Source organism: Providencia sp. 2.29, from assembly GCF_015832305.1.
GTDB lineage: Bacteria > Pseudomonadota > Gammaproteobacteria > Enterobacterales > Enterobacteriaceae > Providencia > Providencia stuartii.
The window spans coordinates 110,687-135,916 of the sequence record NZ_CP065420.1; the positions used below are offsets into that span (position 1 = coordinate 110,687).

The window sequence follows — 25,230 nt, forward strand, 5'->3', positions numbered from 1 at the left end:
GAGTAAATGTTAAATAGGAAAATCGTTGTATTGATTTTCCTATTTATTTTTAACGCAAAAATTAATCGGTGATCTATTTGGAAAAATGGCGCTAATTGTATTTTTTTAAATAACGCTCAAGATAGAATAAGGCACTGATATTACGCGCTTCATTGAAATCAGGGTGTTCAAGTAACTCCATCATGCGTGCAATTGGCCATCTAACCTGTTGTAAAGGCTCTGGTTCATCCCCTTCTAGCTTTTCATGGTAGAGGTCGCTTGCGATGAGAATATTCATCTTACTAGAGAAGTAAGAGGGTGACATGGTGAGTTTCGCCACTTGTGTGATGTGATTGGCACCAAAACCGATTTCTTCTTTTAACTCGCGTTGTGCTGCTTCTATTGGGGTTTCACCGGGATCGATAGCGCCTTTAGGGAACCCTAATTCGTAATCTTCAATACCGACAGCGTATTCACGGATTAGGATCAAACTATCATTGATGATAGGAACAATGAGTACGGCCTCACGTTTCCCTGGACGCATCCTTTCATAAATGCGTTTTTCGCCGTTGCTAAACTCGAGGTCAACAGATTGGATACTGAATAACTTGGAATGAGCAACATCCTGAATATTCAAGATTTTTGGCTTTTTAAGCTCAGTCATAACAATTCCCGAATAGGGTGAGTGAATAAAAATATCAGCGACGCTACAATGTCGCTATTACACTGTTGTTAACTATGACCCATATCAAAAAAAATTGATAGAGATTATCGGGTTGATAAAATGCTGTTAGTATACCTATCGCACTTCTAGTTGTGTGAGAGGTATGATAATAAGGTACAGTGCTTCGTCTCTTAGGTTTTTATATTAAAATGGCGTACTTAGCATGTATACAAACATACAACTTGAATTATTTTATGTATATATGAAGTGTATAAAAAGAGCACAGATTAATAAATAAAATTTTTTAATTACAACATATTGTAAATTAACATAAAAACTAAAAATAGAATAGGAATTGGCTTATATAGCGATAGCGCCGTGATTGCTATGCTTTTCTTGATATTATTTCACTGGGGAAAAAATGCTTACTTACGTCATTATAATGGCTATTTTTATAATTAGCCTAACTATAATGGCTTCCTTTCTGTATTTCAGGCGGGGGCGGAATTCTGGTGTCTATCAGATCCCTTCTCAAGCTGAGCCATCTTACCGGATGATGATAGATAACGACTATCAAATCATCTCTCAGTACTTACGTACCAACCCTTTTCCTTCCCAAAGCGCTGAGCAAACACCGTGGCAATTGAAGAAAAATGCCGTGATCGCAACGGTGTGTAATTCAGTCACTCGATTTAATTTGCGGCAAGAGCAAGCGAATAGTTGGCGTTATTTTATTGATACCATTGAAGTTAAACTTCCCCACCAGCTTGAACCTTATTTACAGCAAAAAAATGTGATGGAGTTAGTTGAAACTAACCATCTACCATTAATTATTTCTCTAAATAATTTCTCGTTAAAAGATTTTAATTATGAGTGGACCTCTGATGATATTCAGGAAATTGTTACCCCTGAAGCGGCAATTCATGAAAGAGGAGAACCTAATGTTCAAGTATTGCGTGTTCGCAAAGAAACTATTGAGGAGCATCGGCTAAATCATTCCTCTGGTTGGCTAGGCACTTTACTGATTTGTTTGAGCTTTTTACTTGGGTATTTAGCACTAATTGCCATTCCTTTTTTGCAGTCATGGGGGTTTGTCGGAGCCTTTTTCTGTTTTGTTGCGGGCCTATTGGCTCTCTTTCGCTTACGTGTCTTCCCTAAGAAATTACAAGATGTGCAGTGCGTTTTTGGGCAACCGAAACGGTGGGAACTGTATGGGGAATTAGATAAAAGGCAATCATCGACCGTCTCTATAGGGGGGATCGATCTCTATTACCCTTCCCATTGGGAACCTTATATCCACCATGAGTTAAACAAAGCGACTCAGATAGACATGTACCCGTCAGGGCAGGTTTTGCGGCATGGGCAATTTCTATCATTGCACGAAGAGGAGCGCTATTACCCTTATCGGCGATATAAAAAAAATCTCCTGATACTCGCAACTGGTTTACTGGTTTTATTTTTGATGTTTTCCTATCAATCCATGTGCTTACCCATCAAACTCGGGTTTGCATGGCTTGAGGGCGCTGAAAAGATCAAGGTCATGAATGTGGCTGAACTGGAAACGCGAAAATTAAAAGTTGGTGATAGTTTAAGTGCGAAAGGGGTTGGGATGTGCTATCGGCCGCCTAATCTGTCTGATACGAATCATGCTCAGTTTGCGCCTTTTGATTGTTCAGGTGTGTATTGGAACAATATGAATTTGACGCCAGACCCGGAATCTGAAGTGATAGAGCGCGCAATTAGGCTACTTAATACAGTGCAAAAGCAGTTACACCCTGAAAAAAACAGTGTTGGGGTTAACCCGCGCTTACAGCGTGATATTATGAAATCAGGGATGAATATTATTTTTGATTTCTCTGAAATAATATTGAAAACCAACGAGTTATGTTACCAAGAACATGCCTGCTCTAAGCTGAAAAGTGCGCTAACCAATTTAGGCAGCACCGATGATTGGGGAACACTTGTTGTTAAAGCGTCCACAGGGAAATTAAGTGGCGCTCATGTTTTATTACGCGCAGGTAGTGCCGAGGCCTTGGAAAAGCTAGTTGAAGTCACCACATATGAATTTATCAAAGTCGAAGTTGAAAAAGAGGCTGCAAAACTGAATAGCCCTCCACCGGGTGGCGTGCTACTGATCAGTGATGAAAATAAAGCGCTCGTCGATTTTATCGTGGGGAGCACATTCAATGATATGACGCCTTTGCAACGCTGGGTGGAGCTTAAACGGATAGCGGGCTTGCTTATCAACACCCCGTTTGATGTCGAAGGTATTATCACGGATTTGTCGACGGATGCGAACGGGACATTACATATCACCCTTCATAGCAAACCGGATGAGAAGGTATTGTCGCAATATGTGATCAGTTCCTTATTCACTCTCTTTCTCGGCATTGGCGTGTTATTAAATGGTACTTTAGTCATATTCCGTATCATGAATAATAAAAAGCGATTACGTAATATTAAACGATATTATGATAAGTGCTTTGAGGCAGACAATCCCTCCAATCAAAGTTAGTTTCTAAATGATGGAGGCCTCATTTTAAAGATTGGCACTGAGGATAACATCATGAAACAATCACCTACAGAACAAGTTCGCCTAGATAAATGGTTATGGGCAGCGCGTTTTTACAAAACACGCTCGATAGCTCGCGATATGATTGATGGCGGAAAAGTTCATTACAACGGGCAAAGGACCAAGCCCGGTAAAATTGTTGAACTGAATGCGTTAATCAGGCTAAGGCAAGGTAATGATGAACGGACTGTCGAAGTATTGGAAGTGAGTGGTCAGCGCAGAGGCGCGCCAGAAGCCCAATTACTTTATCGTGAAACCCCCGAGAGCCAAGAGCAGCGTGAAAAATTGGCCCAAGCTCGGAAGATGAACGCATTAACGATGCCGCATCCAGAACGGCGACCCGATAAAAAAGAGCGTCGAACCCTGCTAAAATTTAAGCAGACAAATTCCCATGACGTGTAACCGTTGATGTTATTCGTATTTAAAAACATTTTAATCAAGGTGAGAGGTTTTTAACGAGGCCTCTCATAAGCAATAGAGAGAAATTATGGCTAAACAAGACCTACTCCACCGTTTCCTTTTTGAACAGCATGCTGTACGTGGAGAGATGATCACTGTCGATGAGACATTTCAGCAGATCCTGAACAATCATGACTACCCAGATGCCGTTAAAGGACTATTAGGTGAATTGCTTGTTGCTACCAGCCTGCTTACCGCAACATTGAAATTTGACGGTGATATTACTGTACAAATCCAAGGTGATGGCCCAGTGAATTTGGCTGTTATTAATGGCAATAACTTACAACAAATGCGGGGTGTTGCGCGTGTTGATGGCCCCGTGGTTGCTGGGAGCACACTAAAGCAGATGATTGGTAATGGCTATATGGTCATTACTATCACACCCAATCAAGGGGAGCGTTATCAAGGGATTGTTGCAATCGAAGGTGAAACGCTAGAAGAGTGCATTGATGCTTACTTTATGCAGTCAGAACAGTTACCAACGCGCTTGTTTATTCGCGTTGGTGAATCACAAGGTAAAGCGATTGCCGGCGGCATGTTACTGCAAGTACTCCCTGCTGCGGATGAAGGTAGCCATGATATCTTTGATCACTTAGTGCAGTTGACCGCGACCATTAAAGGCGAAGAGTTGAGTGAGCTGGATGTCAAAGAGGTGCTACATCGTTTATATCATGAAGAAGATGTTACGCTATACGACCCACAATCCGTTGAATTTCGTTGCACTTGCTCACGGGAGCGTTGTGAAAGCACATTAATGACTTTACCTGAAGAAGATGTTATCGATATATTGCAAAAAGATGGAAAAATTGATATGGAGTGTGAATATTGTGGCTCACACTACGTATTTATTGAATCCGATATTCAAGGGTTGAAAAATGAGCAAAATCAGCAACTTCACTGATACGATTTAGCAACCTAATTATGTGACGAGGGTGCAATTTTGCACCCTTTTTTTATAATTTTAAAGGCTTATTACGTGCTCTAAGTCTCATAATGAATTAAAAAAAATTATACATTTTCAATTCTTTGATAGCTATCGCTGTTAATTAGTCGTAAAGAATTATGATCATCTGTAGATTAGTTATGATTACCAGGAGCAATAATAATGAGCGCTAAAAGTATTACCCCGAAGGAACTCGAACAATATGGCATTCATGATGTAGCCGAAGTTGTCTATAACCCTAGTTATGAACTGCTATTCAAGGAAGAAACTAAACCTGGATTAGAAGGCTATGAGCGTGGCACAGTGACCACGTTAGGTGCTGTTGCGGTTGATACCGGTATTTTTACTGGTCGTTCACCAAAAGATAAGTACATTGTGCGTGATGATGTCACCCGTGATACTGTCTGGTGGGCTGATCAGGGCAAAGGTAAAAACGACAACAAACCAATGACCCAAGAAGTTTGGAGTGAATTAAAACATTTAGTGACAGAGCAGCTATCAGGTAAACGTTTGTTTATCGTTGATGCATTCTGTGGCGCGAATGCGGACACTCGCTTAAAAGTGCGTTTTATCACGGAAGTGGCATGGCAGGCGCATTTCGTTAAAAACATGTTTATTCGCCCAACTGACGCAGAACTGGTTGGTTTTGAGCCAGACTTTATCGTTATGAACGGTGCAAAATGCACTAACCCAAATTGGAAAGAGCAAGGTCTGAACTCAGAAAACTTTGTGGCTTTCAACCTAACAGAGCGCATGCAGTTAATCGGTGGTTCTTGGTACGGCGGCGAAATGAAAAAAGGTATGTTCTCAATGATGAACTACCTGTTGCCACTTAAAGGCATCGCATCAATGCACTGTTCTGCTAACGTTGGTGAAAAAGGCGATGTCGCTATTTTCTTCGGCCTGTCTGGTACAGGTAAAACAACATTGTCTACAGATCCAAAACGTAAGCTAATCGGTGACGATGAGCACGGTTGGGATGACGATGGTGTGTTTAACTTTGAAGGTGGTTGCTATGCAAAAACTATCCACCTTTCTAAAGAAGCTGAGCCAGATATCTATGGTGCCATCAAACGTGATGCTCTGTTAGAAAACGTCACGGTACTGGCGGATGGTAGCGTTGATTTTGACGATGGTTCGAAAACAGAAAACACGCGTGTTTCTTACCCAATCTACCATATCGAAAACATTGTTAAGCCAGTCTCTAAAGCGGGTCACGCGACGAAAGTCATTTTCTTAACGGCAGATGCGTTTGGGGTGTTACCTCCAGTTTCACGTTTGACGCCAGAGCAAACACAGTATCATTTCCTATCTGGCTTTACGGCTAAATTGGCAGGTACTGAGCGTGGTGTCACTGAACCAACACCAACCTTCTCTGCCTGTTTTGGTGCGGCATTCCTATCACTGCACCCAACACAATATGCTGAAGTATTAGTTAAGCGTATGGAAGCTGCCGGCGCGAAAGCTTACTTAGTGAATACGGGTTGGAACGGTACTGGTAAACGTATTTCTATTAAAGATACGCGCGCTATTATTGACGCTATCTTAAGTGGTGATATCGAAAAAGCAGATACCATTAAGCTGCCAATCTTTGATTTGGAAGTTCCAACAGCATTACCGGGCGTTGATACCAATATCCTTGACCCTCGTAATACCTATGCTGATAAATCACAATGGGATGAGAAAGCGAAAGACTTGGCTGATCGTTTCGTGAAGAACTTCGACAAATATACTGACACGCCAGCAGGTGCAGCATTAGTGAAAGCAGGCCCTAAACTGTAATGGGTTTGTTGAACCAATAATTATAAGGCCCTGAATTCAGGGCCTTTGTTTTTTTATTGAGTGAGTAAATCTGCATGCAGTCATCTATTAGTCAGCAGCAGGTAAATCAAACAGTAAAATTTCGCTGTCTTCACTCGCTGTCATTGTGAGGCTAGCTTCTTGCCAGATCGCTAAGCCATCGCTGGTTGTGGCAGTTTGGCCATTAACCTCGATGTTGCCTTTAACCACTTGGATCCAAACAACGCGTTTGTCGGCAATCGCATAGGTTTGGGTGTCATTGTTCGATAACGCCCAACGCCACAATGTCATGTCTTGATACACTTTTAGCGAGCCATCTCTCGCATCAGGTGATAGCACCAGCTGTTTCCCATCCTTTGAATCAAAACGTTTTTGCTCATAACGTGGCTCGATACCGGCCTTTTCCGGCAAAATCCAGATTTGATAAAGGTGAAGGCGGTTTTTATCATCAGGGTTGTACTCAGAATGACGTACCCCCGTACCGGCACTCATTATTTGAAATTCACCGGCTGGGATCTGCTCCATATTGCCCATGCTGTCTTTATGTTCAACGGTGCCTTCTAGAACATAGGTGAGGATCTCCATATCTTTATGAGGATGGGTACCAAAGCCTTGCCCTGCATCGATAACGTCTTCGTTGATGACACGGAGCGCAGAGAAACCCATAAATTGCTTATCATAATAATTGGCAAACGAAAAAGTATGCCAGCTATCTAGCCAACCATGATTAGCATGGCCACGTTCATTTGCTTTGCGTAAATAGATCATTGTGTCATCTCCTTAAAAGCCTATCGCCAACCGATGTTGGAACAGTGCTAAATTTGTTGATGACAGTTTAAACAATTTAATAATAGAGAGAAGCCGTTACGATTGACCATAGAATTCAAAAAGTTTGAACAAGATCAGGAGATAAAAAAGTAGCCAGCACAAGGCTGGCTAAACTAAACACTGGAAGCAATGTGAGCAATGTCGTACTGCCAAGACAGTGACTGTATCAGTGATGTCGAGGTAGTGATTTGATGATAATAGTTATCACTATCGTTTGTAAAGTGTTTTTTTTAATCAAAATCGTATAAATTACAATAAAAATCGCAATTATATGATTTCTATCAAATTAAATAATATCCATTATTTTTCAATGGATTAACTTTTTATAGGTTCAGCGAGATTTTTGAACGATACATAGGGAAAGTAGGGGTATTATTGAGGTTAGAATGCCTCGCTATTACCCCGTTTAATCATGTTTATGCAAAAACCATTGCGTGGCTTTAAATGATTTTTTGCGTAGGTTACGCCTTTAAATAGTTTATTGCTCTGTATGTAACGGCAGATTTTCCGCGCAAGCCGCAGCCGAACTCCACGCCCATTGGAAGTTATAACCGCCTAGCCAGCCTGTGACATCCAAAACCTCACCGATGAAATATAATCCTTCTGTTTTTAGTGAGCCCATCGTTTTCGATGAAATTTCGCGGGTATCAACGCCACCTAAAGTGACCTCAGCGGTACGATAGCCTTCAGTACCATTAGGTTGTATTTGCCACTGATGTAAGTTGTTATGCAGTGTCTCAATTTGTGGGTGGGTAAGTTGTTTGAGTGCGCAATCAGGTATCTGGCCTAGCGTTTGCAAAACTTCAACTAACCGTTTTGGTAATAATTTGGCGAGTGTTGTTTTAAGGGATTGGTTTGGATGTGTTTGCTTTTCTTCAGCCAAATAATCCGTCAGAGAGTGTTCAGGAAGTAAGTTAATACTTACAAACTCTCCGGGGTTCCAATAATTGGAGATCTGTAAAATAGCGGGGCCAGATAGGCCACGGTGAGTAAAAAGAATATTTTCTTTAAATAAAGTACCATCGGCGGAGGTAACGGTTGCTGCAACAGAGACACCCGAGAGGACTTGTAGCGTCTCTAACAGTGGCTTATGCAGTGTAAAAGGAACTAACGCTGCGCGGGTCGGTAAAATCTGATGACCGAACTGTTCGGCAATTCGATAACCAAAAGGTGTCGCTCCTAGTCCGGGCATGGATAGGCCGCCCGTTGCGACAACAAGTGAGTGTGCACTCACTTTATTTCCGTTCACTGTTACCACAAAACCGTTGTCTATTTTTTCAACGCCAGTCACTTCGCTACGCAATTTTATGGTGATATTGGGTAAGCGGCACTCTTCTTCGAGCATATCAACAATATCTTGGGCGCTATTGTCACAGAATAATTGGCCTAATGTTTTCTCGTGGTAAGGGATATTATATTTATTAACCAACGCAATGAAATCCCACTGTGTATAGCGAGCAAGTGCTGACTTACAAAAGTGAGGGTTGGCGGAAAGGTAATTACTGTGTTCGGCATAGATATTGGTAAAGTTACAACGCCCGCCTCCTGACATGAGGATTTTTCTGCCAAGTTTTTTTCCGTTATCCAAGACCAGTGTATTCAAACCACGCTTCCCTGCGAGTGATGCACAAAAAAGTCCTGCGGCACCTGCACCCAGAATAATGACGTTATAATTTTTCACAATAAGAAATTCTCTATCTGTTTGATTTTAAAAGACACTACAATTTTATGAGTGGCTAGAGTTCGTTAAACTTTTATCGTTGCGATACCATGTATCGTGTAACAACTGATGAAAAGTATTGAATACATATTATAATTAGGGTCTGCTGAACTTTTAGGCTTATTTTTTGGTCAGTGATTAATCAATGACGCTGACCTAAAATTGGTTTTAGGGTTTTTCTAAAAGATCAGCGGTTCGTTCGATATTCGCCAAAAAAGATGAATTTACTCTGATTTGCGTGAAATTCTAACGAAAAAGAGAAAAAAAATCAGAATAAAAACAAATTGTGTAATATGCTGATAATTATAGGATAATAATCATGTTGTACTTTTTTCAACAGTAGTGAAATCAAAAAAAGGTTAGATTTTGCTTCCACCGCTAGCGTTTGTCACTGATAATGCGCCGCGTTCATGACCAACATAAAATGGCTTAACGTCTATGCTACATCTTTTTACAGGTTTGGAATTTTACACCGGCCTACTGTTAGTACTGGCACTGTTATTTGTGCTGTTCTATGAGGCTATAAATGGCTTCCATGATACCGCGAATGCGGTAGCGACAGTTATTTATACCCGTGCAATGCGCGCTCAGTTCGCGGTTGTTATGGCGGGTGTTTTTAACTTTTTTGGCGTTCTGCTCGGGGGGTTAAGCGTTGCTTATGCAATTGTGCACCTATTGCCGACAGATCTTTTGCTTAATGTGAGTTCAGCTCACGGCCTAGCAATGGTCTTTTCATTGCTATTGGCTGCAATTATCTGGAACCTTGGAACCTGGTACTTTGGTATCCCTGCATCCAGTTCTCATACGTTAATCGGGGCGATTATTGGTGTTGGTTTAACCAATGCAATTGTGACTGATTCATCGGTTGTGGATGCACTCAACATACCCAAAATGATCAGTATTTTCATGTCCCTTATCCTTTCTCCTGCTATTGGTTTTGTGATCGCGGGCTTGATGATATTTGTTCTACGCCGTTACTGGAGTGGTACGAAAAAACGTCGCCGTATTCACTTAACGCCCGCAGAGCGTGAGAAAAAAGATGGTAAGCGCAAGCCACCATTCTGGACCCGTACTGCACTGATTCTTTCCGCCGTTGGCGTGAGTTTCTCACATGGTGCAAATGACGGTCAGAAAGGCATCGGTCTTATCATGTTAGTACTGATTGGTGTTGCGCCAGCCGGTTTTGTCGTCAATATGAATTCAAGCGGTTACGATATCGCAAGAACGCATGATGCTGTTGTTCACTTGCAACAATACTATGAGACACATAAACCAGCACTCAACCATGCAATTGAAAATACACCAGCAGTGACTGGCACCGATGAAATTGGCGAAGAGTTCCATTGTGATAGCTCACGTACGGCTATCGTTCTGAGCCAAGCTCAAAAGCTGTTGAATGGCGTACAAAGCTACGATGAGTTATCACCAGAGCAACGTAATCATATGCGTCGCTTATTAATGTGTATCTCTGATACCGCAAATGCGGTTGCTAAGCTGCCAGAAACTAGCTCTCAAGATGCAAGCTTGCTGAAAAAATTGAGTAATGACTTACTGTATACCGTTGAGTATGCGCCATTGTGGATCATTATTTCAGTTGCTTTAGCACTGTCTCTCGGAACAATGTTTGGTTGGAAACGCGTTGCTGTCACTATCGGTGAGAAAATCGGTAAGAAAGGCATGACATATGCGCAAGGTGTTTCTGCTCAGGTGACTGCCGCTGTTTCAATCGGTGTTGCGAGCTACACAGGGATGCCTGTTTCGACGACTCAGGTATTATCTTCCGCAGTTGCGGGAACCATGGTCGTTGACGGTGGGGGTGTTCAGAGCAAGACAATTAAGAGTATTGCTTTGGCATGGTTATTAACACTGCCTGTTTCTATCTGTCTATCTGGTGGTTTGTACTGGATTGCATTGATGATTATCTAGAACAGTTTCACAAACTGTTGATAGAATGAATACAACATAATAGTGATGAGCTGCTCAGTTCATCACTATTTTTTTGCCTTGAAAACCGTGGAGTATCGAGTTTGTTTTTTTACCCTGCTATTAAGCAAAAATAAGTAGGTAAATTAAGCTAACAATCACTAAGATGCTTAGCTGACTAATTTGTAGAAATTGTTTGCGTATCCTCTCACACCGTAATATGACCTCATCGTCAAAATGCTCAAGGTATTGCTTACTATTGATATAACGAACCAGTTTTAGCTGTTTGTTTAACTGGCCGTGGGTTGTGAAAAAGCCATTACCGTCGACAGATTGATAAAGCAACGGGTCGGTATCCCGTAGGATATAAAGCAAAACACGGATGGAAGAAAAGTAGCGTATCATATTGATGATACACAAAAAGCATAAAGCCCAGAACAAGGCAACCATACTGAACATACTCACCTCCTTAGGTATCAGCTTGCGCTGTTGCTACAAAGGAAATAAAGCAAACACAGTGTTAAGCTAGCTTATTGTTTATTGTAGGATAATAAGTTGCCTAAAAAAAGTGCAAACTCGAGGATTTTTGAGCGATTTTTATCCGAATTTAAGCTGATAAAAAAGAGATATTGGGTAAAAGTGTGTAATAACAGAATGATTATCTAAGAAATAGGCTACTGCTTGTTTATATTGAAAAATATCACACATAACTCTCGTTTATATATTAATATTGTAGAGATGATGTTATTGTTTTCTAAAATGTTATGTGATGAAAGATTCACTAGGCTAATCTGCACAGATGTGATCAAAACGACACTTATCTATCATAGTATGCAGGTATAGTATTTATAAGCGATTGGTGAGTTAAGAGGCTAAGAATAGGATAGGCTCTTAACTTATCACAAAATCAGCATTCGGAAGGAGTTTACTTTATGGCGTACAAACATATTCTCGTAGCGGTAGATTTATCACCTGAAAGTAAAATATTACTGGATAAAGCCGTCTCTATGGCAAAACCTTACGGGGCTAAAGTATCCATGATCCATGTTGATGTGAACTACTCAGATCTCTACACTGGCCTTATTGATGTGAATTTGGGCGACATGCAACAGCGTATCACGGATGAAACTCGTAATTCACTCAAAGACCTCTCCGCAGGCGCAGGTTATGAAATTCAAGAAACATTGAGCGGTAGTGGTGATCTTGGTCAGGTCTTGGTTGATGCAATTAAAAAATATGATATGGACTTAGTGGTCTGTGGTCACCACCAAGATTTTTGGAGCAAGTTGATGTCTTCAGCTCGCCAGTTGATTAATACTGTCCATGTTGATATGTTGATTGTTCCACTGAATGACGATGATGAATAATCCATTCAGTTAAAAATGAAAAACTATTCGCTAAAAACGCTTGCTTATGCAGGCGTTTTTTTTGGCTTAAAAAATTTAAATTAAGTTACTTATTGTCGGGTCAAGAAAAATTTTTTTGTATTAGAGTAAAAAAAACCTTGAAACTTGAATACAAACTAGTGATATATTCAATAGGTAAATGCAAATCAACCTCACATTTCCCCAAAAATTATCACAAGAAAGAGTGAGGAATATCACAACAAAAAATTTAAAAAGGAAGATATAGATGAATTCACTATCATCGTTCTTGGAGTCTGTACAAAAAAGAGACCCTCAGCAACCTGAATTCCTCCAGGCTGTTCGCGAAGTCTTTACCTCACTTTGGCCATTCTTAGAAAATAATCCTAAATATCGTGAACAAGCACTACTTGAGCGTTTTGTTGAGCCTGAAAGAGTGATTCAGTTTCGTGTTTGTTGGGTGGATGACCAAGGTAAAGTGCAAGTGAATAGGGCTTGGCGGGTTCAATATAGCTCTGCTATCGGCCCATTTAAAGGCGGTATGCGTTTCCACCCTTCAGTTAACCTTTCCATTCTAAAATTCTTAGGCTTTGAACAGACACTAAAAAATGCACTGACAACCTTACCAATGGGCGGTGGCAAGGGTGGCTCTGACTTTGATCCGAAAGGCAAAAGCTATGGTGAAGTGATGCGCTTTTGCCAAGCACTGATGACCGAATTGTATCGCCATTTAGGCGCGGATACTGACGTACCCGCGGGTGATATCGGGGTTGGTGGTCGTGAAGTTGGTTTTATGGCTGGGATGATGAAGAAATTATCGAATGATACTTCATGTGTTTTCACGGGTAAGGGACTCTCTTTCGGGGGAAGCTTAATTCGCCCAGAAGCAACCGGTTACGGTTTAGTTTATTTCACAAATGCGATGTTAAAACGCCATGGTTTAGGTTTTGAAGGCATGCGTGTAGCGGTATCTGGCTCTGGTAACGTTGCGCAGTATACGATTGAAAAATGTATGGAGCTTGGCGCAACGGTCGTCACGGCATCCGACTCAAATGGTACTGTTGTTGATGAAGCTGGCTTTACACCAGAAAAATTAGCGCGTTTGGAAGAAATTAAAAACAATTATGGTCGTGTAGAGGCCTATGCAAAAGAGTTTGGCTTAACCTACTTAGCAGGTCAGCAACCTTGGTGTGTACCTGTTGATATTGCTCTACCATGTGCGACACAAAACGAATTAGATACTGCTGCCGCAGAATTGCTGATCAAAAATGGTGTTAAAGCGGTTGCTGAAGGCGCGAATATGCCAACGACAATCCCAGCGACTGAGCTTTTCCTTGAGGCCGGTGTTTTATTTGCACCAGGTAAGGCCGCGAATGCGGGAGGAGTGGCGACATCCGGTTTAGAGATGGCACAAAACGCAGCCCGTATGGGATGGAAAGCAGAGAAGGTTGATGCGCGCTTGCATCATATTATGTTAGATATCCATAACCACTGTGTTGAGTTTGGTGGTGAAGGGAAACAGACCAACTATGTACAAGGCGCAAACATTGCAGGTTTTGTAAAAGTAGCCGATGCAATGTTCGCACAAGGTATTTTGTAATTTCCTAATTAAAAACATACGCGAAAGGGCGATTATAACGATATATGCGCCCTTCGTTGTTATGTTTTAATACATGGATAAATATCGAACCGATGGTTTTTAGTTGTGACGGCAGAAGGCGCTTTTTGCCCCGCAAGGGGGTCCGCATAATCTGGTCGCTTCACAACGACACGACGTTTAGCTAAGGCTAAAGCGGGAGCCAATAAAGAATCGGCATCATCATCAGCCCCTACCAATGATTGAAAAACACGCATCTCTTTTTTGACTAATGCACTTTTTTGGCGGTGTGGATACATTGGGTCGAGATAAATAACATCAGGCGGTGTTGTGATATTGGCTAATGCAGTAATACTCGAGGCATGGATTAACGACATACGTTGTTTTAGCCACTCGCCAATTTCGCTATCTTGATAACCACGTTGTAGTCCATCATCTAACAGCGCGGCAACAACAGGATGACGTTCAAACATACGTACCTGACAACCTAGCGCCGCTAACACAAAAGCATCACGCCCAAGACCAGCAGTCGCATCAATTACATCGGGTAAATAATCTTTTTTGATCCCAACAGCTTTGGCAACAGCTTCACCACGGCCGCCACCAAATTTACGTCGGTGCGCCATTGCCCCTGAAACAAAATCGACAAAAATCCCCCCTAGTTTTGGTTCATCCATTTTGCGTAATTGCAAATTCTCAGGTGTCAGAACCAGCGCCATAATGGCATCAGGACAATGGATAAGATTCCATTTTTCAGCAAGTTGAGATAGGGCGCCTTGATCGGCACCCTCTTCACAGATCAATTGGATCTTGATGTGATCAGCCATTGATACCATAGCTCTTCAACATTGCATCCAGCTCAGGCTTACGGCCACGGAAACGTTCAAACAGTACCATTGGCTCTTCTGAACCACCACGACTGAGGATATTGTCGAGGAATGATCGCCCAGTTTCGCGGTTAAAAATACCTTCTTCCGCAAAGCGTGAATAGGCGTCTGCCGCAAGTACATCTGCCCATAAATAGCTGTAATACCCCGCAGCATAACCACCCGCAAAGATATGGCTGAAGGCATGTGGGAAACGGCTCCATTCAGGTGATGGAACAACGGCTACTTTTTCTTTTACCGCATATAAGGTTGGCATGACTTGCGCGCCTTTCGCTGGGTCATATTCAGCATGTAAGCGGAAATCAAATAAACCAAACTCCAACTGACGCAGAACAAACATGGCAGATTGGTAGTTTTTCGCTGCCAACATGCTATCAAGCATTGCGCGTGGTAATGGCTCACCCGTTTCATAGTGTCCAGAGATAAACTCAAGCGCCTCAGGCTCCCAGCACCAGTTTTCCATAAATTGGCTTGGTAATTCAACGGCATCCCAAGGTACACCATTGATACCCGCAACATCGGCGACATCGATTTTTGTCAGCATATGGTGCAGGCCATGACCAAATTCGTGGAATAGGGTGATCACTTCATCATGAGTGAATAAAGCGGGTTTATCACCAAGTGGTTTGTTGAAGTTACAAGTCAGATAAGCGACAGGGTTTTGTAGCGAGCCATCTTTATGAACCATTCTACCTGCACAATCATCCATCCACGCACCGCCACGTTTGTGCTCACGCGCGTATAGGTCAAGGTAGAAGCTACCGCGCAATGTGTTGGTGTCATCATATAGCTCAAAGAAACGCACATCGGGGTGCCATGTTTCAACATCTTTGCGCTCTTTGGCTGTTAAACCATAAATACGATGAACGACTTCAAACAGACCTTCAATAACACGTTGCTCTGGGAAGTAAGGGCGCAGTTGCTCATCACTCAGTGAGAATTTGTGCTGCTTCTGTTTTTCGCTGTAATAAGCAATATCCCAAGATTCGAGCTTATCGACGCCATAATGTTCTTTCGCAAATGCGGTGAGTTCCGCTAATTCATCCTTACCTTGTTGATGAGCTCGTTCAGCTAAATTGGTTAAGAAGTCTAATACTTGCTCTGGCGATTCAGCCATTTTTGTTGCGAGTGACTTTTCAGCAAAGTTTTTAAAACCAAGCAATTGAGCGAGTTCATGACGCAGTGCCATCAATTCATCGATAAGTTCACTGTTATCCCATTTGCCTGCATTCGGACCCTGATCGGAAGCACGAGTGCTATAGGCATAACTCATCTCGCGGCGTAGCTCAGCGTTATCTGCATAAGTCATTACAGGTAAGTAACTTGGCATATCCAGAGTGAGTAAATAGCCTTCTTCACCTTTGGATTCAGCCATTGCTTTTGCTGCCGCGATAGCGCTTTCAGGCATACCAGCCAGTTCGCTTTCATCTTTAATTAATTTGGTCCAGCCCATTGTCGCATCAAGGACATTGTTGCTGAATTTAGAGGCGATTTCTGACAAACGGGCAACAATTTCACCGTAGCGCTGTTGTTTTTCAGGTGGTAGACCAATGCCTGACAATTCGAAGTCGCGCAGCGTATTTTCAATCGATTTTTTCTGGGATTGGCTGAGTGAAGCAAATTGTGCACTATCTTTTAGGGATTTATACGCCAGATAGAGAGGTTCATGTTGGCCCATCCAAGTGCTGAATTCAGAGAGTAATGGTAGGCATTTTTCATAAGCTTCACGCAGTTCTGGGCTATTTTTGACGGAATGAAGGTGCCCAACGGGTGACCATACACGGGATAGTTTATCGCTTGCTTCTTCAAGCGGTTGGCATAGGTTATCCCAAGTATATTGATGAGTGGCTGACAGGATATTTTCGACAGTTTGACGATATTCAGTCAGGACTTGTTGAACCGCAGGAAAGACGTGTTCAGGTTCAATTTTAGTAAAATGAGGTAGTACAGAATCGGTTAATAATGGGTTTGTCATATAAACATCCTGTGATAGCAGGCTTGCGCTCGTAGGCCAAGGCTTACTGTATTGACAATAAGTTAAACGGCTGACCCTCAACTTAACGAAAGCAGCACGCCACTGTGAATATGTAAAATTATATGGGGGCGGAAATGAAAACCTCAATACAAGATAACGTTTTTTGTGCTTAATCTTTATCAATAAATGTGACTATTTGATTTCATAGGCTTTGGAAAATAGAGTATTCGGGCTATAATCAAGCCTCTACAGATAAGGAAGATCGTCGTCTCCGGTGAGGCGGCTGGATTTCAAATCCAGTTGGGGCTGCCAGCAGTCCCGGGCAGGTTCGACTCCTGTGATCTTCCGCCACACAAGCTCAACACACCTCCACTGAAGTCAATTAAATCCTTTAAATTCAACCTATAAAAGCAAATCATAGTCAACTCAGTTCAACTGAGGTTACTCCACATCAACCCCCAGTTGGGGGTGTTAATCGGGGGTGCATTTAGGTATGCTATATCTTGCACCCCCAAATTCTCATTTTCTTTGAAACAGATAGGGCTTACGGAGGTTTTATTATGGCTCTGAGTGATATAAAAATAAAAACGGCAAAGCCGCTAGATAAGCCCTACAAACTTTCTGATTCAGGTGGGTTATATCTGATCGTTAATCGCAATGGTTCTAAATATTGGAGAATGAAGTACCGCTTCGCAGGCAAAGAAAAAATGCTTTCTATTGGTGTTTACCCGAAAGTGACATTAGCGGAAGCAAGAAACCAGCGTGATGATGCGAAAAAATTGTTGGCTCAAAATAAAGATCCAAGTGAACAAAAGCAATTAGCTAGATTAGAAAAGCACTTAGCTTCTGAAAGTACTTTTGAAGCAGTAACTCGTGAGTGGCACACCTCTAAAGCGGATCGCTGGTCACTACGTTACCGTGATGAAATTATTGATACCTTTGAAAAGGATATCTTTCCTTACATTGGTAAGCGTCCGATAGCAGAGATTAAGCCCTTAGAGCTACTTGAAACTTTGCGTAAGATGGAGAAGCGCGGAGCCTTAGAGAAGATGCGCAAAGTCCGCCAGCGCTGCGGGGAGGTCTTTCGCTATGCAATTATTACTGGTCGAGCTGAATATAACCCAGCCCCTGATCTGGCTTCTGCTTTAGCTCCACCGAAGAAACAACACTTTCCATTTTTAACCGCTGAAGAGTTACCTTATTTTCTAAAGGATCTAGCAGGGTATACAGGTAGTGTGATCACCAAAACGGCAACTAAAATTATTCTGCTGACAGCTGTACGTACACAAGAGCTCCGCTATGCGCGTTGGCAGGATATTGATCTAGAAAAAGGGATTTGGGAAATTCCTGCTGAAGTGATGAAAATGAAGCGACCACATGTAGTGCCACTATCTAAACAGGTGATCGAGCTGTTTAATTCACTCAAACCACTGTCAGGGCATTATGAGCTTGTGTTTATAGGCCGTAATGACCATAGAAAACCGATCAGTAAGGAAAGCGTAAATCAGGTTATTGAGTTGTTGGGGTATAAAGGAAGACTAACAGGACATGGCTTTCGTCACACGATGAGTACAATCCTGCATGAACAAGGATTTAATTCAGCATGGATTGAAACCCAGCTCGCGCATATCGATAAAAACTCTATTCGAGGAACCTATAACCATGCGCAATATTTAGAAGGTAGGCGAGAAATGATGCAGTGGTATGCCGACTATATCGATTCATTGAGAAATGGTGGCAATATTGTTCATGGGAATTTTCATCGTCAAAACGCATGATAACTAACCACGATTTATCGTAATACATCTCATTCAATAAAGAAGCTTTATCACTGAAAGCCTCTGTCCTCACGGACAGGGGCTTTTTTGCTTTTAAATCAACCTAAAAGGAAATTATTATGGAAAATTACATTCGTTGCCCGGCCTGCGATTCAACTCGCATTCGTGAACGTCATATTGGGAAAAAGACAGGAGCTGTTGCTGGTGGCGTATCAGGCGCACTAGCTGGAGCGTCTATCGGCTCTGCTGTTCCTGTTGTAGGGACGATTGCTGGTGCTGCGGTAGGCGCTCTATTTGGACGTTTAGTCGCTGGAGCTACTGCTGGGCTGTGAGTGGTTCAGCTTTAGATGGCGTGGTATTTGATCGTTATGAATGTATCGAGTGTGAATACACGTTTGATTGATAGCCATAAGTTAACGGAAACCCCTGATGGGGTTTCATCTCTTAGGAGTCTGTGAGTCTGAACTGACCCTAGTTTATTGGCAGGGGCTTTTTTCGTTTTAACCCACACAAAAATAAATCATGGTAAAAAACATAACATGTTATCGGGACTGTGAGTCTACTCATCATCTTGATCTAAAACGTCATTAATCATTTTTAAAGCGAGTTGCCTGTTTTTCAGCTGATTGGCTTTTTATATCAATATCATCTTCTAAAGGGAAATAGCTCCCTTTATCAAAATATCGCCATTAATTAAATCACAATACATCAATAATAGGACACGAATATGCGTATAACAGCGACGGCTTCCCCATGCCTAAAATTGGGGATGATTTCTGTTTTTATTACGAATTTAGGTAAATATAACGAAGGTGAACTGGTTGGTGAGTGGCTTGAGCTTCCGGCAACCTCAAAAGAGATCGAACACTGTTTAATGCGGATTGGCATTGATGGCATTCACTATGAAGAGTATTTTTTGACCGACTATGAATCCTCCATTGATGGCCTTTCTTCTTACATTTCAGAATATAGCCTTTTAGATGAGTTGAATGAGTTAGCCTCGCGATTAGCCATGTTATCGCCTGATGAAATTAACCTTTATCAGGCAGCCATTGAAATCAGTTCTTCAACGAGTTCAATCCATGATTTAATTCATTTAGCGGATAATTTAGATTCTTTCCAGCAATTAGCGGGGGTCAATAATGAATATGATTTAGGTTATTACTGGATAGAAGAAAGTGGTTGTTATGATTTAGCCCAACTGGGGCATTTATCCCATTACTTTGACTATGAACGCTATGGACGTGATGTTTGTCTTGAACAAGGGGGGATTTTTCACAGTGGAGGATATGTTTATCATATAAGTGGGTAGATAGGATAACAGAATGGGAGTCAAACCGCTTTGATCCCATTGGGCGGAGAATAAATAATGCAATAGTATCCCAATAACATCCATAAGCTAGAACACCAATCAAACTAAACTCTACTATAAGCCATCTTTACGGATATCCGTAAAGATGGCTATTATGGTGTTCTTTTTTTATTTAATGCAAACCATTAAATGGATATTTATCTTACTGTGATGACAAATGCACTAGTAGAAGGGGTTACGCGCCCATTTCATCGAAAAGTCCAAAGTTTGCTCTTAGCCCTGTAATATCAAGGGATACAGGCGATATCTTATACGATAGCATTAACACTCGATGCTATTACATTGAAAAATTAAAATTTAGAAACCCCACCGTCTAAGGATATGTTAGTAAAACTTATTGCCGATATGAAAATTACGGTAAGGGCGTTATTACGAAAAAATGTTGAACGGTATGAACAATTAGCCTTAGAAAATGATATTTATACCGATGACCAACTGATTGATTTTATGTTGCAATACCCAATACTGATTTGATATTGCACCAATAGGAACTAAACTTTACCGACCATCTGAAGTCGTATTGGAGATATTATCTCATCCGCAACAACATGAGTTTATCAAAGAAGATGGTGAGCTTATTGTAGACATACAAGTTGTCAGAGTTAAGTAATATACTTATCATGGTGCGTGCATTGATGTATAGTACCAATGCGCTCATGCTAATAGGGAACTTAATTACGTACTGTTAGTCTTGATTTTTTAAAACTTGCTATCAATAGGAACAGATAATTATATTATGCGTCTTACGCCACCCTGAGCTCCCGCCCTCCTTTTAGGTTGATACTAAATCAGCCAATTTCGTCATCCCTTCTTAGGGATAATTTCGCTTATTTAAAATACACTCGCCCATCAAGGGATTGATAGATTACAAGGTAATCCAATATGCTGTTGTCCTCCACTCGTCAGGACTGGCTAGGTAACATCCGTGGGGATGTGCTTGCCGGTATTGTTGTTGCTTTAGCGTTAATTCCTGAAGCAATCGCTTTTTCAATTATTGCCGGCGTCGACCCTAAAGTCGGGTTATACGCAGCATTTTCCATTGCGGTAATTATTGCTTTTATCGGAGGACGCCCCGGTATGATTTCCTCCGCAACGGGAGCAATGGCACTTTTAATGGTCGTTCTTGTGAAAGAACATGGCCTTCAGTATCTATTAGCCGCGACGGTTTTAACCGGGATATTTCAAGTTATCGCAGGATATTTAAAGCTCGGTAATTTAATGCGGTTTGTTTCACGCTCTGTCGTAACGGGGTTTGTTAATGCGTTAGCTATCTTGATTTTTTTAGCCCAACTTCCAGAGTTAACCCATGTGAGTTGGCATGTTTATGCCATGACCGCGGCAGGCTTAGGGATTATCTATCTGTTTCCATTAATCAATAAGACCATTCCTTCACCATTAGTGTGTATCGTTGTATTAACGGTAATTTCAATTAGTCTGGGTCTTGATATCCGCACAGTCGGTGATATGGGCGTTTTGCCTGACAGTTTACCTATCTTCCTTGTGCCTGATATTCCCTTGAATATCGAAACGCTACTGATCATATTACCTTACTCACTAGCGCTTGCCGTTGTTGGCTTATTAGAATCGATGATGACCGCAACGATTGTGGATGATTTGACTGATACAACCAGTGATAAAAATCGAGAATGCAAAGGGCAAGGTATTGCGAATATTGCCACTGCATTTATTGGCGGGATGGCAGGATGTGCGATGATTGGTCAATCCATCATCAATATAAAATCGGGTGGCCGAGGCCGATTATCGACACTGGTTGCCGGTATTGTTTTATTGTTAATGGTGGTTTTTCTTAATGATTGGGTATCAAAAATCCCCATGGCGGCGTTAGTTGCTGTGATGATTATGGTGTCAATTGGAACCTTTTCTTGGCGATCCCTTGCTGATATACGAGTTCATCCGCTATCAACCAGTGTCGTTATGATAGCCACCGTCATTGTTGTCGTTTGGACCCATAATCTGGCTTACGGGGTACTTGTCGGGGTGCTCATCGCAGCGCTTAATTTTGCTAATAAAGTCGCGCGATACATGACAGTTACATCAAGCAGAGATAAAAAAGCACGCCATTATGAGGTTCGAGGACAAATTTTCTTTGCTACATCAGAACGCTTTGTTAATGCTTTTGATTTTAAAGAAGACATTGATAAAGCGATTATTGATGTGGATCATGCTCATTTTTGGGATATCACCTCCGTCAGCGCGTTAGATAAAGTGGTGATTAAGTTTAGACGTGAAGGCATTGATGTTGAAATTAAAGGGATGAATGAAGCCACTGCAACATTGGTTGATAAATTTGGTATTCATGACGACCCGAAAAAAATTGAAAAATTCATGGGAGGTCATTAATTATGGTAGCAGATATCATTCAAAAAAATTGTGTAATTGGGTGTATTGACCGTTCGTCTTCGGCAATTGCTGTTTGCCACGCCAGTGCTTGGATAGCCCAAACACTCGACCTACCACTGACACTGTTACACATGAATGAAAAAATCTCGACATCAGCACACCATGATTTAAGTGGGATCATCGGATTTGATACCCGAGAAACTTTATTGAGTGAACTCGTGGATATTGAGGAAAAGCGAGCGCGCTTAACCCGAGAGGAAGGCCGACAATTATTGATGAGTGCAAAAAAAATCACTCAAGATTTAGGTCTTCATGATGTTAATACACTTCAGCGACAAGGAACGTTAGCCGAAGTACTCAATCAAGATGATACGCATATTGTTGTACTCGGTCGTCGAGGCGAGCAATCTGTATTAACGGGTCATATTGGCAGTCAACTCGAAGGCATTATTCGACTTCAAAAAAACTCAGTGCTTATCTGCAAGCGAAACTTTACCCCACCGAAAAAGATGCTGATTGCATTTGATGGCAGCGAGGAAGGTGAACGAATCATTCATCGGTTAACACAAGTGAAATTATTAGCCGGTAGTGATTGCTATCTGGTGATGTACGGTAACCAAGACTGTCAGCTCAAAAAAGCACAAAACCAACTTCATCAAGCCGGTATTCAGGTGAAAGTCAATTTACTTGAGGGTGACAATAGCATCGTTGATGAGTTGTGTAACTTTGCAGTACAACACCATATTGATTTGATCATCATGGGGGCTTTTGGTCATTCGCGATTGAGGCAATTTTTTACCGGAAGTCATACGACAGAGATGATACATAAAACGCCCGTGTCATTACTCATCATTCGTTAGTCTTTTCGTCTATAGTCATTATTACCAAGAGAGGTGACTCGCTTTCGTCACCTCTCTATCATAATAAGTGGCTACGATTTATCGACAATATGAATAAAATGAATGTGTTTTTCATATTGATCGAGGATATCATGAATAATCTGCGCTTCACTCCATCCCATAATATCGTAGTCTTGCCCACCTTCCTTTAAATAAACTTCAGCGCGGTAGTATTTCTGAGACTCATTATTTTCATCATCATCCATACCCACTAATGCAAAAGAAGGCGTCAAATAGTCCCGTAATCGTATTTCATAGAGGAAATTGAGATTCTCACCAAATTGTACTTCAAGAGTCACCCTATCGTCTTTCTCATTATGGATAGCGACCTCGGTCCCCTGCTTTTCCAACTCAGTAACGACTGACTGCATAGCCGGCTCAATCACTTCCGCCATGAAACGTTTAACCTGATTACGTTTAGGAAAGAACGCTATTTTACGTAATCGACGCTCCCATGATAACCCCCCACGTCCGGTATTCGGTGCTAAGGTAGCAAGCTGTTGACTGTCTTTTTTATACACATCAATCCGTAAAGCTTTTAGCAATCCGACGATAGCAATCAATAAAATAATCGCAAAAGGTAACGCGGTCGCTATCGTCATAGTTTGCAATGCCGTTAATCCGCCGGCCAGTAAAAGTGTGATTGCAACGGCCCCCATCAAAAAGGCCCAAAAAATACGTTGCCAAACGGGTGTGTGTATTTCACCACCCGAGGCTAACGTATCGACAACCATGGCCCCAGAGTCTGCAGATGTCACAAAAAAAACAATGACCATCAGCATAGCGACAAAAGAAAGAACAGATGAAAACGGAAAGTAATTTAAAAACTCAAATAAGGCGAGAGCAACATCTTTTTGAACGACTTGTGCCAACATTTCAGCCCCATTATCACGGATCAAATGGATGGCACTATTTCCAAAAAAAGTCATCCAAAGCAGTGTAAACCCAGCAGGAACAAACAAAACACCTGTAACAAACTCACGAATAGTACGGCCTCGAGAGATCCTCGCAATAAACATGCCCACAAAAGGGGACCATGAAAGCCACCATCCCCAATACAATAATGTCCATCCCCCTAACCATTCACTCGATTGCGGCTCATAGGCATAAAGATTGAAGGTTTTATTGATGATATCTGAAAGATAAGCCCCGGTATTTTGGACAAAAGATTTAAGTAACAGTACTGTCGGGCCTAAAATCCCAATTAATAATAATAATAAACCCGCTAAACTTAGGTTGAGTTCAGAGAGAATTCGTATGCCTTTATCTAAACCACTGACGACTGATAACGTCGCTAATCCCGTGATCACCACGATCAAAATTACTTGCATCGTTGGACTGACAGGAAAACCAAATAAATGTGCTAATCCTGCGTTGACTTGCAAAACACCAAATCCAAGCGAAGTTGCAACGCCAAAAACGGTGCCAACAACAGCAAAAATATCAACGGCATGTCCCATTGGGCCATAGATACGTTCACCAATGATGGGATAGAGAGCTGAACGCAATGTAAGCGGTAAGCCATGTCGATAACTAAAAAAAGCGAGAATTAAGGCGACAATGGCATAAATCGCCCAAGCATGTAAGCCCCAATGGAAAAATGTAATTTCCATTGCTTCTCTTGCAGCTTGAACAGTTTGTGGGTCTCCAACGGGGGGAGCAAGATAGTGCATCACGGGTTCTGCGACCCCGAAAAACATCAGTCCAATGCCCATTCCAGCAGAAAACAACATAGCGAACCAGGAAAGATAACTAAATTGCGGTTGAGCATGATCTGGACCGAGTTTGATTTGGCCAAATCGAGAGATCCCTAAATAGGCGACGGTCAATAAAATTAATGCAACGGCCAGAATATAAAACCAACTGGCATTCTCAAAAAGTTGAGCTTGTAGGGTTTTTAACAAAATTTCAGAACGTTGAGGAAAAATAGCGGCTACTGCAACGACACATAAAATAATAAAAGCAGAAACAAAGAAAACGGGCGGATTTATCTTCCCCCACGTTTGAGACTTTTGTGGTGATGATGACATTCAATCTCCCTTTTAATGCGTGCTCATGATTGTCATGAAGCTCGGTTTATGGTGATAAATATAAATTATTTAATTAAAA

General features: G+C 41.7%; 19 protein-coding genes, 1 tRNA gene and 1 pseudogene. 14 read left to right on the forward strand and 7 right to left on the reverse strand.

Annotated elements, in window-relative coordinates; translation table 11 throughout:
• Window positions 1-91: 91 nt before the first annotated feature.
• Complete coding sequence (gene nudE / locus I3B46_RS00460) at window positions 92-643, reverse strand: ADP compounds hydrolase NudE (protein ID WP_004916049.1); 552 nt, start codon at window positions 641-643, stop codon at window positions 92-94.
• A 421-nt stretch (window positions 644-1,064) separates the two neighbouring features.
• On the opposite strand from nudE, the gene I3B46_RS00465 reads away from it, so the two are divergent.
• The 4 genes from I3B46_RS00465 (at window position 1,065) to pckA (ending at window position 6,399) form a co-directional block, all read left to right on the forward strand.
• Window positions 1,065-3,158, forward strand: a complete 2,094-nt coding sequence (locus I3B46_RS00465) for an IgaA/UmoB family intracellular growth attenuator (protein ID WP_163761879.1) — start codon at window positions 1,065-1,067, stop codon at window positions 3,156-3,158.
• Between the two features lie 51 nt (window positions 3,159-3,209).
• A complete protein-coding gene (gene hslR, locus I3B46_RS00470) occupies window positions 3,210-3,617 on the forward strand; it encodes a ribosome-associated heat shock protein Hsp15 (protein ID WP_004916047.1) in 408 nt (135 codons plus the stop codon).
• An 85-nt stretch (window positions 3,618-3,702) separates the two neighbouring features.
• The gene (gene hslO / locus I3B46_RS00475) at window positions 3,703-4,575 is read left to right on the forward strand and encodes an Hsp33 family molecular chaperone HslO (protein WP_004916045.1); all 873 of its coding nucleotides are present in this window, start codon (window positions 3,703-3,705) and stop codon (window positions 4,573-4,575) included.
• 204 nt (window positions 4,576-4,779) lie between these two features.
• Window positions 4,780-6,399, forward strand: a complete 1,620-nt coding sequence (gene pckA, locus I3B46_RS00480) for a phosphoenolpyruvate carboxykinase (ATP) (RefSeq protein WP_004916041.1) — start codon at window positions 4,780-4,782, stop codon at window positions 6,397-6,399.
• A gap of 87 nt (window positions 6,400-6,486) precedes the next feature.
• Here the strand turns inward: pckA and I3B46_RS00485 are convergent, their stop codons facing one another.
• Entirely contained in the window at window positions 6,487-7,185 is a 699-nt protein-coding gene (locus I3B46_RS00485) for a pirin family protein (RefSeq protein WP_004916039.1), read from the reverse strand.
• A 538-nt stretch (window positions 7,186-7,723) separates the two neighbouring features.
• On the reverse strand, window positions 7,724-8,926 hold the full coding sequence (locus I3B46_RS00490) for an NAD(P)/FAD-dependent oxidoreductase (protein ID WP_040132638.1): 1,203 nt from the start codon (window positions 8,924-8,926) through the stop codon (window positions 7,724-7,726).
• A 477-nt stretch (window positions 8,927-9,403) separates the two neighbouring features.
• On the opposite strand from I3B46_RS00490, the gene pitA reads away from it, so the two are divergent.
• Window positions 9,404-10,891 (forward strand): inorganic phosphate transporter PitA, encoded by a 1,488-nt coding sequence (gene pitA, locus I3B46_RS00495; protein WP_004916035.1) that lies wholly within the window; start codon window positions 9,404-9,406, stop codon window positions 10,889-10,891.
• Between the two features lie 120 nt (window positions 10,892-11,011).
• Here the strand turns inward: pitA and uspB are convergent, their stop codons facing one another.
• On the reverse strand, window positions 11,012-11,347 hold the full coding sequence (uspB, locus tag I3B46_RS00500; protein WP_004916033.1) for a universal stress protein UspB: 336 nt from the start codon (window positions 11,345-11,347) through the stop codon (window positions 11,012-11,014).
• Window positions 11,348-11,820: 473 nt separating this feature from the next.
• Between uspB and uspA the strand changes: the two genes are divergently transcribed.
• On the forward strand, window positions 11,821-12,255 hold the full coding sequence (gene uspA, locus I3B46_RS00505; RefSeq protein WP_004916030.1) for a universal stress protein UspA: 435 nt from the start codon (window positions 11,821-11,823) through the stop codon (window positions 12,253-12,255).
• Window positions 12,256-12,520: 265 nt separating this feature from the next.
• On the forward strand, window positions 12,521-13,852 hold the full coding sequence (gene gdhA, locus I3B46_RS00510; protein WP_004916027.1) for an NADP-specific glutamate dehydrogenase: 1,332 nt from the start codon (window positions 12,521-12,523) through the stop codon (window positions 13,850-13,852).
• Between the two features lie 59 nt (window positions 13,853-13,911).
• Here the strand turns inward: gdhA and rsmJ are convergent, their stop codons facing one another.
• The gene (gene rsmJ / locus I3B46_RS00515) at window positions 13,912-14,664 is read right to left on the reverse strand and encodes a 16S rRNA (guanine(1516)-N(2))-methyltransferase RsmJ (RefSeq protein WP_169342359.1); all 753 of its coding nucleotides are present in this window, start codon (window positions 14,662-14,664) and stop codon (window positions 13,912-13,914) included.
• A gap of 4 nt (window positions 14,665-14,668) precedes the next feature.
• Complete coding sequence (gene prlC, locus I3B46_RS00520; protein WP_072502632.1) at window positions 14,669-16,711, reverse strand: oligopeptidase A; 2,043 nt, start codon at window positions 16,709-16,711, stop codon at window positions 14,669-14,671.
• A gap of 256 nt (window positions 16,712-16,967) precedes the next feature.
• Here prlC and I3B46_RS00525 point away from each other — a divergent pair.
• The 7 genes and pseudogenes from I3B46_RS00525 to I3B46_RS00555 all read left to right on the forward strand — a co-directional run bounded on the left by I3B46_RS00525 (window position 16,968) and on the right by I3B46_RS00555 (window position 23,082).
• Window positions 16,968-17,062, forward strand: a tRNA-Sec gene (locus I3B46_RS00525).
• Between the two features lie 209 nt (window positions 17,063-17,271).
• A complete protein-coding gene (locus tag I3B46_RS00530; protein WP_104873094.1) occupies window positions 17,272-18,489 on the forward strand; it encodes a tyrosine-type recombinase/integrase in 1,218 nt (405 codons plus the stop codon).
• A 119-nt stretch (window positions 18,490-18,608) separates the two neighbouring features.
• Window positions 18,609-18,821: a hypothetical protein gene (locus I3B46_RS00535; protein ID WP_231405885.1), complete on the forward strand. Its 213-nt coding sequence runs from the start codon at window positions 18,609-18,611 to the stop codon at window positions 18,819-18,821.
• A gap of 395 nt (window positions 18,822-19,216) precedes the next feature.
• Window positions 19,217-19,801 (forward strand): antirestriction protein ArdA, encoded by a 585-nt coding sequence (locus I3B46_RS00540; protein WP_163761880.1) that lies wholly within the window; start codon window positions 19,217-19,219, stop codon window positions 19,799-19,801.
• 357 nt (window positions 19,802-20,158) lie between these two features.
• Window positions 20,159-20,471 (forward strand): annotated as a pseudogene (locus I3B46_RS00545) (ArsC/Spx/MgsR family protein); the annotation flags it as partial.
• A gap of 272 nt (window positions 20,472-20,743) precedes the next feature.
• The gene (locus tag I3B46_RS00550) at window positions 20,744-22,222 is read left to right on the forward strand and encodes a SulP family inorganic anion transporter (protein WP_173914478.1); all 1,479 of its coding nucleotides are present in this window, start codon (window positions 20,744-20,746) and stop codon (window positions 22,220-22,222) included.
• Between the two features lie 2 nt (window positions 22,223-22,224).
• The gene (locus I3B46_RS00555) at window positions 22,225-23,082 is read left to right on the forward strand and encodes a universal stress protein (protein ID WP_163761881.1); all 858 of its coding nucleotides are present in this window, start codon (window positions 22,225-22,227) and stop codon (window positions 23,080-23,082) included.
• 71 nt (window positions 23,083-23,153) lie between these two features.
• On the opposite strand, the gene I3B46_RS00560 is transcribed toward I3B46_RS00555, so the two are convergent.
• Window positions 23,154-25,151 (reverse strand): BCCT family transporter, encoded by a 1,998-nt coding sequence (locus I3B46_RS00560; RefSeq protein ID WP_104873091.1) that lies wholly within the window; start codon window positions 25,149-25,151, stop codon window positions 23,154-23,156.
• Between the last annotated feature and the right edge of the window lie 79 nt (window positions 25,152-25,230).

Excerpts from the sequence above, each read along its gene's own strand:
- I3B46_RS00540 (WP_163761880.1), top strand. The coding sequence starts at position 19,217 with ATGCGTATAACAGCGACGGCTTCCCCATGCCTAAAATTGGGGATGATT.
- I3B46_RS00550 (WP_173914478.1), top strand. The coding sequence starts at position 20,744 with ATGCTGTTGTCCTCCACTCGTCAGGACTGGCTAGGTAACATCCGTGGG.
- uspB (WP_004916033.1), bottom strand. The coding sequence starts at position 11,347 with ATGTTCAGTATGGTTGCCTTGTTCTGGGCTTTATGCTTTTTGTGTATC.
- gdhA (WP_004916027.1), top strand. The coding sequence starts at position 12,521 with ATGAATTCACTATCATCGTTCTTGGAGTCTGTACAAAAAAGAGACCCT.
- hslR (WP_004916047.1), top strand. The coding sequence starts at position 3,210 with ATGAAACAATCACCTACAGAACAAGTTCGCCTAGATAAATGGTTATGG.
- uspA (WP_004916030.1), top strand. The coding sequence starts at position 11,821 with ATGGCGTACAAACATATTCTCGTAGCGGTAGATTTATCACCTGAAAGT.
- pitA (WP_004916035.1), top strand. The coding sequence starts at position 9,404 with ATGCTACATCTTTTTACAGGTTTGGAATTTTACACCGGCCTACTGTTA.
- I3B46_RS00485 (WP_004916039.1), bottom strand. The coding sequence starts at position 7,185 with ATGATCTATTTACGCAAAGCAAATGAACGTGGCCATGCTAATCATGGT.
- prlC (WP_072502632.1), bottom strand. The coding sequence starts at position 16,711 with ATGACAAACCCATTATTAACCGATTCTGTACTACCTCATTTTACTAAA.
- nudE (WP_004916049.1), bottom strand. The coding sequence starts at position 643 with ATGACTGAGCTTAAAAAGCCAAAAATCTTGAATATTCAGGATGTTGCT.
- hslO (WP_004916045.1), top strand. The coding sequence starts at position 3,703 with ATGGCTAAACAAGACCTACTCCACCGTTTCCTTTTTGAACAGCATGCT.
- I3B46_RS00560 (WP_104873091.1), bottom strand. The coding sequence starts at position 25,151 with ATGTCATCATCACCACAAAAGTCTCAAACGTGGGGGAAGATAAATCCG.
- I3B46_RS00555 (WP_163761881.1), top strand. The coding sequence starts at position 22,225 with ATGGTAGCAGATATCATTCAAAAAAATTGTGTAATTGGGTGTATTGAC.
- pckA (WP_004916041.1), top strand. The coding sequence starts at position 4,780 with ATGAGCGCTAAAAGTATTACCCCGAAGGAACTCGAACAATATGGCATT.
- I3B46_RS00530 (WP_104873094.1), top strand. The coding sequence starts at position 17,272 with ATGGCTCTGAGTGATATAAAAATAAAAACGGCAAAGCCGCTAGATAAG.
- I3B46_RS00535 (WP_231405885.1), top strand. The coding sequence starts at position 18,609 with ATGGAAAATTACATTCGTTGCCCGGCCTGCGATTCAACTCGCATTCGT.
- I3B46_RS00465 (WP_163761879.1), top strand. The coding sequence starts at position 1,065 with ATGCTTACTTACGTCATTATAATGGCTATTTTTATAATTAGCCTAACT.